We start from the raw sequence: 14,729 nt of genomic DNA, 5'->3' as shown, positions 1-14,729 counted from the left end.
TTTTGTTTACAGAATAAAAAGGGCTGACAGCAAAAGGATGGCCTCCTTTAAAGTCGAGCCCTTTTAGATTTAAGAAAGAGTCTTGAATAGTTCTTGCAGCTTGGCGAGAAGTTCATCTTTATGAACCTCCAGCATTTCACCGGTTTTTCTAACTTTCACTTCAACGATTCCTTCTCCGGCTTTCTTCCCGACCGTTACGCGGATCGGCAGGCCGATCAAGTCTGAATCGGCAAACTTCACTCCAGGACGTTCAGCCCGATCATCCATTAATACATCATATCTGTTTTCTTTAAATGTGTCATAAAGTTCGTTCGATAGTGCGGCCTGTGCTTCATCCTTCATATTGATTGGGATTAAATGAAGGTCGTATGGAGACAGATTCGTTGGCCATAAAAGACCCCTGTCATCGTTGAATTGTTCTGCAACCGCAGCTAAGGTACGGGAGACTCCTATACCGTAACAGCCCATAATGACGGATTGAGAACGGCCATTTTCATCAAGGAATGAGCTTCCTAATGCATCTGAATACCTGGTTCCAAGTTTGAAAACATGTCCCACTTCTATTCCCTTTGCGAACATGATCGTCCCATTTCCGTCAGGAGAAGGATCCCCTTCTTGAATGAAACGCAGGTCTGCATACTGGGATACCTCGAAATCACGTTCAGGATTCACATTGGTAAGATGATATCCTGTCTCATTTGCTCCTGTAACACCATTAAGAATGTATTTGACTGCCTGATCAGCTACAATCTTCACATTTGACGAGCAGGGACCGACAGATCCAATTTCGCAACCTGTGACCTCTTTCGTTTCTTCAGCTGAAGCAAGCTCAACCACGCTTGCATGTAGAAGATTCTTCACTTTAATATCATTGATTTCGTGATCACCACGGGATAATACCAAAACAAATTCATCATCCACTTTAAATAAAAGCGACTTAATACATTGATCTTTCTCTACGGATAAGAAAGAGGATACTTCTTCAATGGATTTGACGTCAGGTGTTGATACCTTTTCCATTTTATGCATCTCTTCTGTGGATTGGGTGTAGGCATCCACCACTTCAGCCATCTCGATGTTGGCGGCATAATCAGATGAATCGGAATAGGCGATCGTATCTTCACCAACTTCTGATAGCACCATGAATTCATGTGTATCTTTACCGCCCATGGCACCTGAATCAGCAATGACCGCCCTGAAATTCAAACCGCACCGGCTGAATATGTTGGAATACGCTTTGAATAATGCATTATACGTCTCGTCCAGACTTTCAAATGATGAATGGAAAGAGTACGCATCCTTCATGATGAATTCCCTTCCCCTCAATAGTCCAAAGCGGGGACGTTTCTCATCCCGGAATTTCGTTTGGATCTGATACATGGTAAGGGGCAGGCGTTTGTACGATTTAATTTCATCCCTCACTAAGCTGGTGATGACTTCCTCGTGGGTGGCTCCCAGGGCAAACTCACGATCATGACGATCATTCATACGCATCAATTCCGGTCCGTATGTTCCCCAGCGCCCGGATTCCTTCCAGAGTTCGGAAGGTTGAAGGGCAGGCATAAGCAGTTCAACAGCACCTGCTGCATCCAATTCCTCACGGATGATTTGTTCTACTTTTTTCAACACTTTATTTCCCAGTGGCAGAAAGCTATAGATCCCGCTGGCATTTTGTCTGATGAATCCCGCACGCATGAGAAGCTGATGACTTTTGATTTCTGCATCAGCAGGTGTTTCCCTCAGTGTCGGGATGAATGTATTTTGTTGCTTCATTTACTAGCACCTCATACCGTAAAATTATTTATGTAGTGTAAGAATTTCCTTCTCACTATTTTAACTTAAATGAACAGGCAGTAACACCCTCATTTTTTGATTGAAAAGGGAGAAACTGCCTGTTTTGGTTCATTCGTTGAATTCTAAAGGAAAAATCTTTGTATGTCATTCCATGTGACGACGAGCATGAGTACCATGAGAAGGGCGAATCCAACGAAGTGGACCATTCCTTCCATTTGACGATCTACAGGTTTTCCTCTGACCGCTTCTACGGCGAAGAATAGTAGTCTGCCTCCATCAAGGGCAGGGATCGGTAGTAGATTCATGATTCCCAGGTTGATGCTAAGGATGGCAGCCCATCTCATCAGATAGTATATTCCTGATTTCGCTACGACATCTGTCGATTGATAGATTCCGACAGGTCCTGATAATGCATCAATGGAAAATTCTCCAGATACAAGCTTCCCTAAAAGGACAAAAATCATTTTGGTCCATTCATAGGTTTGCTGGGCACTGTTGGAGACTACCTTGAGTGGCGACTTCTCCACGGGGCTGTGAACGCCGATGATCCCGATCTCTTTCCCCTCGATTTCCTGAGGTTTTGGAGTGACAGGGATTTCAGTATCGGAGCCATCCCGGTCAACATTGAATCTCAGTTCATCCCCCGGATGCTTCTGAATAATCGTCACGATATCATCCCAGGTGGATATTTCTTTCCCGTCGATACTCATGACGATGTCATTCTTTTGAAGACCTGCCTCTTTTGCTGCCCCGTCTTCGGTCAATTCCCCAAGTACTGGGTCGTTTGTAGGTACACCCTGTAATAGACCGACCAGGATAAAGATAAAGAAAGCCAAAATGAAATTAAATAATGGTCCGGCAAAGATGGCCAATGCCCTTTGGGGAAGGGTCTTGGAAGCGAACTGTCGATCCCATGGGGCTATTTGCGTTTCCACACCATCTTCAATGAATACCGCATCTCGTGAAATCGGGAAGGTTTTCAATTCTTCCTCGTCTTCCTCGTATCCACGGATATGCAGTCTATGTTCGAGATCTGCTTCTTCCACTTCGATGACACGAATATTAGGATAGCGATCTTTATTATTCATGACAATTTTAACGATCTTTTCATGCTGATCGAGTACAAGCCCCACACGATGACCGGCCTTAAGCTCCACCATTTCCGGATCTTCTCCCGCCATCCGTACAAAGCCCCCCAGAGGCAGTAAACGAATGGTGTAGGTTGTTTCATCCTTTTTATAAGAGAATATTTTAGGACCAAACCCTATGGCAAATTCACGGCATAGGATCCCTGCACGTTTAGCGAAGATTAAATGCCCAAGTTCATGAAAAAATACTAAAGCCCCAAAAATAACAATAAAGGCAATCACCGTTTGCAAATAAAAAACCACCTTTTTTATAACCTGTTGGTAACAGATTTAAATGTTAAAGTATCCCGTAAAAAACATGTCCACAATCATTCTACGTCACAATCTGTGTAAACATGCTAAAGACCGTTGCCTACACCCAGCCTGAAACGAGTCGACGGGTCTCGAGATCGATTTGATGTATGGTTTCAAGGTCAGGTCTATGTATAACCTGGTGGGCATTCATAGCCTTTTCGATATATGTTTCTATGTCGAGGAAGGATATTTTATTATCCAGGAACAGCGCCACGCTTGCTTCATTTGCTGCATTCAGAACCGTCGTCATACTTCCGCCGATCCTTCCCGCTTCGTATGCAAAAGCCAGGCACCGGAAACGGTTTAAATCCATTTCTTCAAAATGGAGTTTTCCTATTTCTACAAGGTCCAGCCTTTTTCCGGGTCTTTGAAGCCTGTCCGGATAGGTAAGGGCGTATTGAATGGGAACGCGCATGTCCGGTGTACCCAGTTGGGCCATGACAGATGAGTCATGAAATTGAATCATCGAGTGAATGATGCTTTCCCTGTGTTGCACAACATCAATCCGATCGTATGGGATATCGAACAACCAATGAGCTTCGATGACCTCTAACCCTTTGTTCATCATGGACGCCGAGTCGATGGTGATCTTAGCCCCCATTGACCAATTTGGATGATTCAACGCTTCATGAACCGTGACACCGACCAATTCTTCCCTCGTACGATCTCTGAAACTTCCACCTGACGCCGTAATGATTAACTTTTCTATATTCTTTTCACGTTCTCCCTGAAGGGCCTGGAAGATAGCGGAATGTTCACTATCCACAGGCAGCAGGGACGTCCCTTTGGCCCTTGCCGCTTCCATAACCAGATGACCGGCTGTCACCAGGGTTTCTTTGTTGGCAATCGCAATCGTTTTACCGGCCTCAATGGCTTGAAGGGTAGGATATAATCCTACACTCCCAAGTACCGCATTCACAAGGATATCGGCATCCTGGTGACAAGCTACCTCCACTAATCCTTCATCACCATGAAGGACTTTTACAGAAGAAGGAAACTCTCTCGATAAGGTTTCAGCATCTTCTTTACGCTGGACAGATACGAGCCTGGGATTGAATTCAGTGATCATCTTCCTGGCTTCTTCTATATTTTTGCCGACAGACATAGCTGTCAGTCTAAATTCTTCAGGATGTTCCCGAATGACATCCAGGGTTTGTGTCCCGATCGACCCTGTAGCACCCATTAAGCTGATTTTCTTCAACAACTACACTCCTCCCGATTACGACCTTCCTCACCTTCATTCCACCCTATAACAGAAAGTGAAGGAGGGGTAAAACAAATAACAAGCTATCGAAACGATCCAGCATACCACCGTGGCCCGGCAGTAAATGTCCTGAATCCTTCACTTTGTAATGCCTTTTGAGAGCAGACTCCACCAAGTCCCCCACTTGCCCAAAAATAGATAGAATCGCTGTCACGATCACCAGTTTAGGGAGGGACATTTCAAGATCGGTGAAGAACGTCATGATGACGCCCACGATGACGGCACAAATGATGCCTCCAACGAAGCCTTCAACGGTCTTATTCGGGCTGATTTCCGGCCATAGCTTCTTTTTCCCCATTGCCCTGCCGATGAAATAAGCACCCGAGTCGGTTGCCCAAATGATAAATAACGCATAAAAAACAAATTGCACGCCTTCCAGACGGATTTCCATGAAATAATAGAAACCGATCCCAACATATAAAACGCTTAAAAGTGAAAACGCCACATCATCAAAATTGAAACGATTCTTGGTCGCCACTGTATACGTTAAAAATAATAACACGGCAAGAAAGGCAAGCTCAATCTTGGAGTAACCGAAATCTTCAATGATTCCGATCGTTTCCGTCGGAATGAGGAACACCCATAAAAGAGCAAGGGACAACAAGCCCGGGATGCTGAAAATCCATCGGCCCCTCATCTTTAAAGCCTCGTATAAACTTATGGAAGCAATCAGATACATTAAAATGATGAATGGCGTTTCACCAAAAATGATGATTGGTAAAAATATTGCTGCCGCTACCACTGCTGTAATAATTCTTTGTTTCATTAGGATTCCTCGCTTTGTAACCCACCAAATCTTCTTGAACGACCTTGATAAGCCTCGATGGCTTCAACTAAATGTTCCTTACCGAAATCCGGCCACAGTACATCTGTAAAAAAGAATTCCGTATAAGCCAATTGCCAAAGCATAAAGTTACTTAAACGGATTTCTCCACTCGTTCGAATAAGCAGGTCTGGATCTTTTAAATCTTTTGTCATTAAATAACTTGAAAATAATTCTTCGTTTAAATCACTCTCATCTAGTATTCCATTCTGGACATCTTTTAAGACATGCTTCATAGAATCGATGATTTCTGACCGGCTGCCGTAGTTCAATGCAAAGTTAAGGATAAGCCCGTCATTGTGCTTAGTTGCATCCATGGCCTTTTTAACGGCTGTTTTCGTATGGACTGGCAAGGCATCCGGAGACCCCATCATCTTCACCTGTACATTTTCTTCAACCAATTCGGGAAGAAACGTCCCGAGAAATTCCTCTGGTAATTTCATAAGGAACTCGACTTCCATTTTAGGGCGTTTCCAGTTCTCTGTAGAAAAAGCATATAGAGTCAAGGCTTCTAGTCCAAGTTCATTTGCCAATTTGGTAATCCTGCGGACACACTTCATGCCTTCATGGTGTCCTGCAACCCTTGGCAACGCCCTTTTTTTGGCCCATCGTCCATTACCGTCCATTATGATCGCTATATGACCCGGAATCGGGTGTTTTAGTAATTCCTGAAATCGATCATCCACTTCCTCGGAAGTTTGCTGTCGTTTCCATTGCTTAAGCTTGTTTAGCATAAAAAATCCTCCACCAACAATCCAAAAAATATTTACCTTTACTATCATATCAAAAAACAAGGAAGATATCTTTAAGAAAATAGATTATGTATATTCTATAAATATTCATGTCGTTTTTCCAGGTCGTTCGCCCAAACACGCCCGGAACAAAACGCTCCTCAGAGAAAAGGAAAGCTATGTATGGCCTTCTATTAAAACAAAGGGACCGGCCCATAAGGAATATGAGTTCACTTACAGGACAGCCCCTAATGATTCGTTTATGAGAGATTACACTTCCAGCATTTCTTGTTCTTTATCTTTTGCAATGTTATCAATTTTGACGATACTTTCATCCGTCGCTTTTTGAACATCATCAGAGTAACCACGAAGATCATCTTCAGTGATGTCACCGTTCTTCTCTTTTTTCTTCAATTCATCGTTAGCATCACGGCGAATATTACGGATGGCAACCTTGGCCTCTTCCGCTTCTTTTTTGACAAGCTTCACAAGTTCCTTGCGTCGCTCTTCCGTTAAAGCAGGAACGACGATACGGATGATGTTTCCGTCACTTGTAGGCGTAATCCCAAGATCCGACTTCAGGATTGCCTTTTCGATGTCCCCTAAAGCTGATTTGTCATAAGGCTGTATGACAAGCATACGGGCTTCAGGAATGGAGATTCCGGCTAATTGATTGACTGGTGTAGGTGCACCATAGTAATCAACCGAGATCTTATCGAGCAGGGAAGCATTAGCTCTTCCCGCACGGATGCTCGCTAATTCACGAGAAAATGTTTGAATGGCTTTGGACATTCTTTCTTTTGCATTTGTGATGATTGTGTTTGGCATTATGATTTCCCCCTTACGATTGTACCTATATTTTCACCAGTGATGGCTCTCTTGATATTCCCATTCTCCATGATGGAGAATACAATAAGCGGAATATCATTGTCCATACATAGAGAAGACGCTGTTGAATCCATGACGGCCAAGCCTTCCTTCAGAACATCCAAATAGGAGAGTTCTTCATATTTAACAGCCGTTTCGTCCTTCTTAGGATCTGCTGAGTATACACCATCTACGTTGTTCTTAGCCATAAGAATCACTTCTGCTTCGATTTCCGCCGCTCGGAGCGCAGCTGTAGTATCCGTCGAGAAGTATGGATTACCTGTGCCAGCCGCAAAGATGACAACCCGTTTCTTCTCTAGATGACGGATGGCTCTGCGTCTAATGTATGGCTCTGCCACTTGGCGCATATCAATGGATGTTTGAACCCTTGTCTCGATGCCCAGCTGTTCAAGGCTGTCTTGAAGAGCCAAAGAGTTCATGACGGTCGCAAGCATCCCCATATAGTCTGCAGATGCACGATCCATACCCATTTCACTACCTATTTTACCACGCCAGATATTTCCTCCGCCAACGACAACTGCTACTTCTACATCAAGTTCAGCGATTTCTTTTACTTCTTCTGCTACATTTTTAATGACAGAAGGATTAATTCCGAAGCCATCATCACCAGCTAATGCTTCTCCACTAAGTTTAAGAACGACACGTTTATATTTTGGAACGCTCATGGGAACCTCCATAAAAATAGAATTTTTCTTGAAAAATAGGGAACACACTAGGTGTTCCCTACTAAATAATGTTCAACTTTAGCTGATCTTATTTGTTAACTTGGTTCATTACTTCTTCAGCGAAGTTTTCTTGACGCTTCTCAAGACCTTCTCCTACTTCGTAACGAGTGAAATCAGTTAAAGTAGCTTTGTTTGCTTCCAGGTATTGACGTACTTTTTGGTCTGGATTCTTAACGAATGTTTGATCCAGGATGCAGATATCTTCAAAGTATTTACCAAGGCGGCCTTCTACCATTTTTTCAACGATGTTTTCAGGCTTTCCTTCGTTTAGTGCTTGTTGTTTAAGTACTTCACGCTCACGTTCTACTTCTTCAGCAGAAACCTGGTCGCGGGAAACATACTTAGGATTTAGTGCTGCAGCGTGCATGGCAACATCTTTCGCTACACTTGCATCAGTCGTACCTTCCACTACTGTAAGAACAGCAATGCGGCCACCCATGTGCAGGTATTCACCGAATGCAGCGTTATCATCTTTCGTGCGGATCTCAAAACGGCGAAGAGTGATCTTTTCACCGATTTTAGCGATGGCAGCGTTGATGAATTCATTTACAGTTGAACCATTTGCCATTTTTTGCTCAAGGGCTTCTTCAACAGATGCCGGCTTGTTAGCAAGAAGGTGATCAGATAGTTCTTTAACAAGGTTTTGGAAGTTTTCGTTTTTCGCAACGAAATCTGTTTCTGCGTTCACTTCAAGAATGATTGCAGTGTTTCCTTCGCTTGCAATGTAAGTAGTTCCTTCAGCTGCGATACGGTCCGCTTTTTTAGCTGCTTTCGCGATTCCTTTTTCACGCAGGAAGTCAATTGCTTTGTCCATATCTCCGTCAGTTTCTGTTAACGCTTTTTTACAATCCATCATTCCAGCGCCAGTTTTTTCACGAAGTTCTTTAACCATTTGTGCAGTAATTGCCATAGTGGGTTTCCTCCTTAGTTTGACTATGTAGACTTCAGGGACCAATAGGTATGAGTCATAAACGTACCAACGCTCTTTTAGAGTGCGGTACATGTGAATATTCTTTAAAAAAAGGTGATAAGGGTAAGCCCTCTTATCACCTTTCGTTGATTACTCAGCTGCTACAGCTGCTTCTTCACCTTGCTTAGCTTCTAAAATAGCATCCGCCATTTTACCTGTTAGAAGCTTAACCGCGCGGATCGCATCATCATTCGCAGGAATGACAACATCGATTTCATCCGGATCACAGTTTGTATCAACGATACCCACGATAGGGATATGAAGTTTACGAGCTTCTGCTACTGCGATACGCTCTTTACGAGGGTCGATGATGAATAATGCATCAGGTAGCGTGTTCATATCTTTGATTCCGCCTAAGAATTTAACTAAGCGCTCATGTTCTTTTTTAAGTTGTACAACTTCTTTCTTCGGAAGTACTTCAAACGTACCGTCTTCTTCCATCTTTTCGATGTTTTTAAGACGTGTGATACGTTTTTGGATTGTTTCGAAGTTTGTAAGTGTTCCACCTAACCAACGTTGGTTGATGTAGTACATACCTGCACGTTCTGCTTCTTCTTTAACAGACTCCTGTGCTTGTTTCTTTGTTCCTACGAAAAGAACTTTACCGCCGTTACCAGCTAGCTCTTTCACGAAGTTATAAGCTTCTTCAACCTTTTTAACTGTTTTTTGAAGGTCGATGATGTAGATGCCGTTACGCTCAGTGAAGATGTATCTCTTCATTTTTGGGTTCCAACGGCGAGTTTGGTGTCCGAAATGTACACCAGCTTCAAGCAATTGTTTCATAGAAATTACTGACATGTGTGTTTCCTCCTAAATGGTTTTTGTTTTTCTCCTCCGTTTCCGTCATCTGGAAAGTAGAAACTATTCTACAGAATAGCACCATCTACCCCACTCGGGAAACGTGTGTAATCACACCATGAATACTATAGCATACCTATCCCCGACAGGCAAGGACTTCCTACATAATTTGACGAAATTTCAGCAGGAGCTCGATTTCTGTTTGACCTTTTCCAAGAGATTCGGCAATATCTTCAATTGACATCCCCTTTTCCTTTAAAGTCAGTACTTTTTTCAGGAGGGGGTCTTGTTCCGACTCTTTGGTTTGATCATCGGGGTCCGGTCCATGGTCCTTCATCTGTTTATAAGCTTGTGAGGAACGCTTATATCCGGCACCTGTCCACTTTGTGACCTTTTCAGATGTCCCGGGATCCCCTTGTTTATTTTCTTCGGTGTGAAGGATGTTTTCTTTGTCGTTATGTACTTGTGTATTAATCTTACGCATGAATTCATCATTTTCTTCTTTCATTTCAATCAGATAAGCTGAAATGATATCTTCCATTTCACTGATGATCTTCTTTTGCTCTCTTTCCATGTTTACAAATCGGTTTTGCCTGGAGTATAAAATGACGATTGAAAGCAGGGAAACAATATTTAGAAGAAAAGATATAAAAAGTAGAAACGTAACCATGTCCTCACCCTATTTTGTTTGATTTAATTCATTCTTTCAGCTTGATTTTCCCTTCAAGTAAAAGGACTGCTCCCATATGCGCATGTTGCAGGGACAGTCCATCCGTGTGTAATCTTTTTTAGGTTATAGCAACCTCATTTTTCACAGCATTTATGAGCCCAGGAGATTTCGTAATTTGAAAATGGATTTTGAATGGATCTGAGAAATCCTGGATGTAGACAAGCTCATGACTTCACCGATTTCCGTCAGCGTCAGTTCTTCCTTATAGAATAAACTTAACACAAGCTGTTCTTTCTCTGAAAGGGTCAAGATCGTTTTCTCTAATTCATTCAGTTTTTCACCTTTCAATACTTCCTCTTCGGGTGAAATCGTTTTATGATCTTTGATGGAATAGTTTTGAGATTCGTGATCGTCATCCGTCAATTGCTCATCCATGGAAAGGACATTGGCAAAGAAATGCTCATTTGTGGTCTGGTACACTTCATCAGGTGTCATTTCCAATGAAGCGGCCACTTCCTCTGCGGTCACGTGGCGTAATAGCGTTTGTTCAAGCTCCACGGTCCTGGCCTCGATCTTCTTTGCCCGGTCCCTTGTAGACCGGGGAAGCCAGTCTTCCTTTCTCAGCCCATCAAGGATGGCGCCTCTGACCCGGAACGACGCATATGTATCAAACTTTAAATCCCTTGAAGGATCAAACTTCTGAAGTGCATCCAGCAACCCCATCAAACCAAGACTCTTAATATCTTCTCTCGAGACGTTCCTTGGCAGGCCAACGGAAATCCGCTGCACATGATACGACACAAGTGGCATGTACTTTTTCACCAACATATCTCCGGCTTCTGTATCACGACTGTTGATCCATTTCTCCCAATATTGTTGTTCATCTGTTCGAGTGGAATGTTGAGACATAAGAATCCTCCTTGCTGACTAATTCTTTCATGGAACCGCTTAGTGATTGATTTTACCTGAGCAGAATGAATGACCTCACAATTCCTTTGTACCTTCATTTACTGTTCGCACCTGTAGAATCCCGGTGGACGTAAAGAATTCGATCGTTCTTCCTTTGTTGCCGCCTAAATCCTCGGAAACCACAGGCACTCCATGCTTTGAAAGGGCCACTTTTACAGCTTCCACATTCCTTGGGCCGATCCTCATGACGTCACTCTTCGATTGAAATTGAAACATTTGCGCACCACCGGCCAATTTGCATTGAAGCCGTTTAACACATGCCCCACGGTTTCTTAGCAGTCTTATGAGTTCTTCGATTCCCGTGTCGGCGTATTTAGCGGGATTCGGTTTGGTTTCATTTCCGATCGAGGAGTGAGGGAGCATCACATGAACCATCCCGGCAAGCTTAAGATGTTCATCGTATAAAACGACCCCTACGCACGACCCAAGGCCAGAGGTGCGGATCGAGCCTCCGTCCTCGACGATATTCATATCCGCAATTCCGACCCTTACAACAGTGCTTGTACCCATCATAGGCTTACACCCAATGACTGAAAAATGATTTCAAAGGAATCGGGATCCGGCAGGAGAAAGAAATGACCCTTCACACTTTCCGATTCCTCACCTTCCTCTTCTTTCAGGGCAGTGTCTATGACGATTGCATAATCGCTCACCTGGGATATTTCCAGTAATCCAAACCCGATGATCGCACCTGCCATGTCAACGGATAGAGCAGGAACAGATGGGAGAAGCTTAAGATTTGTAAAGTCCGACAGGGAGGATAAATATGAACCAGAAAGAATATTCCCAAGTTCCTGCATGGCAGACAGCCCCAGTTCTGAATAAGGGGGGGCATTGAACGAGAAGGAACGGTCCTGGATCATGCTTCGGATATACATGGAAGCCTGTTCAAGTGGCAATAGGAAGAACATGCTTCCCGGCGCCTCCCCTTCAATCCGTAAGAATACGCTTACGACCACATTGTCAGGACCACCTGCCATGTCCATCATTTGATCAAATGATACGATTTGAACGCTCGGTACTTTCATATCAATCTTTTTATCAAGCAGGGTGGAAAGGGCAGTCGCAGCATGCCCCGCCCCTATATTACCGATTTCTTTTAATATATCTAAATGCATCGATGTTATCTTTTTTTCATAGCCCAAACGATTCTCTCCCCTTAGATGGATTGAAGTATTTTATCTAAATGGAGGATGATCAGCAGGCGTTTGTTTTGCTTTACGACTCCACCGATGTACTCTACTTCGACGACTCCCACAACTTCCGGGGAGGGTTCAATCGATTCTCTCGCAACGTCCAGTACATCATTGGCGGCATCCACGATCAGACCAACTTCTTTGTCTTCTAAGCCTGCAATGATCACACGTGTACTGTCAGTCGGCTCTGAAACCGGTAAATCGAATCGGCTCCTTAAGTCGATGATAGGAGTCACAACCCCGCGCAGGTTGATCACGCCTTTAACATAGGAAGCGGTTCTAGGAACTCTTGTAATATGTTCGAGCTTCTCGATGGATCGCACCTGGTGCACTGGAATGGCGTATTCCTTATCCACCAATTGAAATACGATAAGCTTTAGATCTTCCACGGCATCTATGATTTCACTCATTATCCTTACCTCCTATTTTATTAACGCATTGCAATCAACGATCAGCGCTACTTGCCCGTCTCCTAAAATGGTGGCACCAGAGATCGCAAATACATCGTTTAAATAATTCCCTAACGATTTCAATACAACTTCCTGCTGTCCAATAAAGGAATCGACGACTAACCCGGCCATTTTTTCACCTTTTCGCACTATGACAACAGAATACAATTCTTCATCCTTGGCATGTTTCGGTACCTCAAATACATCCTCAAGAAACAGCAATGGTACGACTTTTCCTCTGAAATCGATCACTCTCTGATTGTGAGCTTTCATGATTTCTTCCTTTTTCACAATTGCCGTCTCAATGATCGAAGAAAGAGGAATGGCATACTTTTCTTCCTGGATTTCTACCAGCATGACGGAAATAATGGATAGAGTGAGTGGCAATTGAATAGAAAACAATGACCCCTGCCCCACCGTTGAATCAATCGTAATGGAGCCGCCTAAAGACTCGATCGTCGCTTTTACTACATCCAATCCGACTCCTCTTCCGGAGATATCCGAAATTTGTTCGGCTGTTGAGAACCCTGAAGCAAGTATCAGTTCATAAATTTGTCGATCGGTTAATGTATGAGCGGCTTCCTCTGCGACGATTCCTTTCTGGATTGCTTTCTCGAGGACCCTCTCTTTGTTGATGCCTGCTCCATCGTCTTCCAGTTCGATAAAGACATGATTCCCACTATGATACGCTTTCAGCTTGACGGTTCCCTGTTCAGGCTTTCCATTTTTCACACGGAGTTCCGGCATTTCGATACCATGATCCAATGCATTTCGTATCAAGTGAACAAGGGGATCCCCTATTTCATCTATTACCGTTCGGTCAAGTTCCGTTTCTGCACCGATGATTTCTAATTCGATTTTTTTATTCAAATCCCGTGCAAGCTGTCTGACCATTCGTGGAAAACGATTGAATACAGTTTCAACAGGAACCATACGCATATTCAGGATGATGTTCTGCAAGTCCCCTGATATTCTTGTCATTCTTTCAACAGTTTCATTTAACTCAGGATTATTCAAATCCTTGGAGATTTGTTCTAATCTCCCTCTATCAATGACCAGCTCCTCAAAAAGGTTCATAAGGACATCCAGTCGTTCAATGTTGACACGAATCGTTTTATTGGAAGGATTCGAATGCTTCGTCACGTTGCCGGCAGGTTTAGAAGTCTCCTGTCCTTTTACTTCCACTTCTTTCTGAGCAGGTTCTGTATCGGTAGCTTCTACTTGATTCTGATTCTCGAGATGCTGGCTCGTGAGTTCCACAACAGAGACTTCGTCCACTTCAGAAACTTTACGCACCGCATTCTCTATATGGACGGCATCTTCTTTCGACACAACGGCAATAACGAAGGAATGGTCGAACTGCTCCTCCTCAAGTTGATCTACTGTCGGAAGGGACTTGATGACTTCACCTAATTTCCCCAACACCTCAAAGACCATATACACCCGTGCAGCTTTAAGCAGGCAATCCTCCCGGAGTGAAACGGAAATTTCAAAACAGCGGAATCCTTGTTCTTGGGATTGTTGGATGACCGTTTGCTCAAAGGCTTCATATTGCATGGATAATGTCTGTCTTTCAACCACTTCCGCAGTAGCAGCCACCTCACTGTCTACAAGTGCTGCGTGTAGACTTTCCCCTTTTTCTATGGACTCAAGCATCGCTACCACTTCTGTGACATCCCGCTTACCATCTCCTCCATCGGCAATGGAGAGCACCATGGCTTCAAGATCATCCACGGATTTAAACACAACATCCAGTATTTCAGGTGACACCTTTATTTTTTCATTACGGATGGCATCAAGAACATTTTCCATTTTATGGGTTAAATTTGCTAAATCCTCATATCCCATAGTGGCAGACATTCCTTTAAGTGTATGTGCAGATCGAAAAATTTCATTGACAATCGTAAGATCTTCCGGGTTTTTCTCCAATTCAAGCAATTGCTCATTGCAGGTTTGCAGATTTTCTTTACTTTCTTCTATAAACACTTCTAAGTATTGACTAAGCTCCAT

General features: G+C 43.4%; 15 protein-coding genes. All 15 read right to left on the bottom strand.

Translation table 11 applies throughout. The features are described 5' to 3' along the window. Window positions 1-69 precede the first annotated feature (69 nt). The 15 genes from P8596_RS10225 to P8596_RS10155 all read right to left on the bottom strand — a co-directional run bounded on the left by P8596_RS10225 (window position 70) and on the right by P8596_RS10155 (window position 14,729). Window positions 70-1,773: a proline--tRNA ligase gene (locus P8596_RS10225; RefSeq protein ID WP_279726756.1), complete on the bottom strand. Its 1,704-nt coding sequence runs from the start codon at window positions 1,771-1,773 to the stop codon at window positions 70-72. Window positions 1,774-1,916: 143 nt separating this feature from the next. Beyond that, window positions 1,917-3,173, bottom strand: a complete 1,257-nt coding sequence (rseP, locus tag P8596_RS10220) for an RIP metalloprotease RseP (RefSeq protein ID WP_224520246.1) — start codon at window positions 3,171-3,173, stop codon at window positions 1,917-1,919. Window positions 3,174-3,294: 121 nt separating this feature from the next. Continuing rightward, window positions 3,295-4,437 carry a 1-deoxy-D-xylulose-5-phosphate reductoisomerase gene (gene dxr / locus P8596_RS10215; RefSeq protein ID WP_224521105.1) on the bottom strand — a complete coding sequence of 381 codons (1,143 nt, stop codon included), beginning with the start codon at window positions 4,435-4,437 and terminating at the stop codon, window positions 3,295-3,297. 46 nt (window positions 4,438-4,483) lie between these two features. Beyond that, window positions 4,484-5,266 carry a phosphatidate cytidylyltransferase gene (locus P8596_RS10210; RefSeq protein ID WP_079531434.1) on the bottom strand — a complete coding sequence of 261 codons (783 nt, stop codon included), beginning with the start codon at window positions 5,264-5,266 and terminating at the stop codon, window positions 4,484-4,486. Further along, a complete protein-coding gene (locus P8596_RS10205; protein WP_224520247.1) occupies window positions 5,266-6,057 on the bottom strand; it encodes an undecaprenyl pyrophosphate synthase in 792 nt (263 codons plus the stop codon). The genes P8596_RS10210 and P8596_RS10205 overlap by 1 nt, the downstream gene beginning before the upstream one ends. A 267-nt stretch (window positions 6,058-6,324) precedes the next feature. Beyond that, complete coding sequence (gene frr, locus P8596_RS10200; RefSeq protein WP_034760171.1) at window positions 6,325-6,882, bottom strand: ribosome recycling factor; 558 nt, start codon at window positions 6,880-6,882, stop codon at window positions 6,325-6,327. Continuing rightward, complete coding sequence (gene pyrH, locus P8596_RS10195; protein WP_034760174.1) at window positions 6,882-7,607, bottom strand: UMP kinase; 726 nt, start codon at window positions 7,605-7,607, stop codon at window positions 6,882-6,884. The genes frr and pyrH overlap by 1 nt, the downstream gene beginning before the upstream one ends. A gap of 88 nt (window positions 7,608-7,695) precedes the next feature. Then, complete coding sequence (tsf, locus tag P8596_RS10190; protein ID WP_224520248.1) at window positions 7,696-8,577, bottom strand: translation elongation factor Ts; 882 nt, start codon at window positions 8,575-8,577, stop codon at window positions 7,696-7,698. A gap of 150 nt (window positions 8,578-8,727) precedes the next feature. Then, window positions 8,728-9,435 (bottom strand): 30S ribosomal protein S2, encoded by a 708-nt coding sequence (rpsB, locus tag P8596_RS10185; RefSeq protein WP_034760179.1) that lies wholly within the window; start codon window positions 9,433-9,435, stop codon window positions 8,728-8,730. Window positions 9,436-9,595: 160 nt separating this feature from the next. After that, window positions 9,596-10,105, bottom strand: a complete 510-nt coding sequence (locus tag P8596_RS10180; RefSeq protein WP_279726754.1) for a DUF6115 domain-containing protein — start codon at window positions 10,103-10,105, stop codon at window positions 9,596-9,598. A 150-nt stretch (window positions 10,106-10,255) separates the two neighbouring features. Then, window positions 10,256-11,014: a FliA/WhiG family RNA polymerase sigma factor gene (locus tag P8596_RS10175; protein WP_224520250.1), complete on the bottom strand. Its 759-nt coding sequence runs from the start codon at window positions 11,012-11,014 to the stop codon at window positions 10,256-10,258. Window positions 11,015-11,089: 75 nt separating this feature from the next. Further along, a complete protein-coding gene (locus P8596_RS10170; protein WP_279726753.1) occupies window positions 11,090-11,587 on the bottom strand; it encodes a chemotaxis protein CheD in 498 nt (165 codons plus the stop codon). Next, window positions 11,584-12,219 (bottom strand): chemotaxis protein CheC, encoded by a 636-nt coding sequence (locus tag P8596_RS10165; protein WP_224520251.1) that lies wholly within the window; start codon window positions 12,217-12,219, stop codon window positions 11,584-11,586. The genes P8596_RS10170 and P8596_RS10165 overlap by 4 nt, the downstream gene beginning before the upstream one ends. 14 nt (window positions 12,220-12,233) lie before the next feature. Then, a complete protein-coding gene (locus P8596_RS10160) occupies window positions 12,234-12,680 on the bottom strand; it encodes a chemotaxis protein CheW (RefSeq protein WP_279726751.1) in 447 nt (148 codons plus the stop codon). A gap of 12 nt (window positions 12,681-12,692) precedes the next feature. Beyond that, window positions 12,693-14,729 (bottom strand): chemotaxis protein CheA, encoded by a 2,037-nt coding sequence (locus P8596_RS10155; protein ID WP_224520252.1) that lies wholly within the window; start codon window positions 14,727-14,729, stop codon window positions 12,693-12,695.

The sequence above is a fragment of the Rossellomorea sp. DA94 genome, assembly GCF_029834455.1.
GTDB lineage: Bacteria > Bacillota > Bacilli > Bacillales > Bacillaceae_B > Rossellomorea > Rossellomorea vietnamensis.
The sequence above is the reverse complement of the archived record's forward strand: the minus strand, read 5'-3'. Positions and strand labels throughout refer to the sequence as shown.

Coding starts and splice junctions, on each gene's coding strand:
- P8596_RS10205 (WP_224520247.1), bottom strand. CDS start 6,057: ATGCTAAACAAGCTTAAGCAATGGAAACGACAGCAAACTTCCGAGGAA.
- pyrH (WP_034760174.1), bottom strand. CDS start 7,607: ATGAGCGTTCCAAAATATAAACGTGTCGTTCTTAAACTTAGTGGAGAA.
- P8596_RS10155 (WP_224520252.1), bottom strand. CDS start 14,729: ATGGAGCTTAGTCAATACTTAGAAGTGTTTATAGAAGAAAGTAAAGAA.
- rpsB (WP_034760179.1), bottom strand. CDS start 9,435: ATGTCAGTAATTTCTATGAAACAATTGCTTGAAGCTGGTGTACATTTC.
- P8596_RS10175 (WP_224520250.1), bottom strand. CDS start 11,014: ATGTCTCAACATTCCACTCGAACAGATGAACAACAATATTGGGAGAAA.
- P8596_RS10170 (WP_279726753.1), bottom strand. CDS start 11,587: ATGATGGGTACAAGCACTGTTGTAAGGGTCGGAATTGCGGATATGAAT.
- P8596_RS10180 (WP_279726754.1), bottom strand. CDS start 10,105: ATGGTTACGTTTCTACTTTTTATATCTTTTCTTCTAAATATTGTTTCC.
- P8596_RS10225 (WP_279726756.1), bottom strand. CDS start 1,773: ATGAAGCAACAAAATACATTCATCCCGACACTGAGGGAAACACCTGCT.
- P8596_RS10210 (WP_079531434.1), bottom strand. CDS start 5,266: ATGAAACAAAGAATTATTACAGCAGTGGTAGCGGCAGCAATATTTTTA.
- P8596_RS10160 (WP_279726751.1), bottom strand. CDS start 12,680: ATGAGTGAAATCATAGATGCCGTGGAAGATCTAAAGCTTATCGTATTT.
- tsf (WP_224520248.1), bottom strand. CDS start 8,577: ATGGCAATTACTGCACAAATGGTTAAAGAACTTCGTGAAAAAACTGGC.
- frr (WP_034760171.1), bottom strand. CDS start 6,882: ATGCCAAACACAATCATCACAAATGCAAAAGAAAGAATGTCCAAAGCC.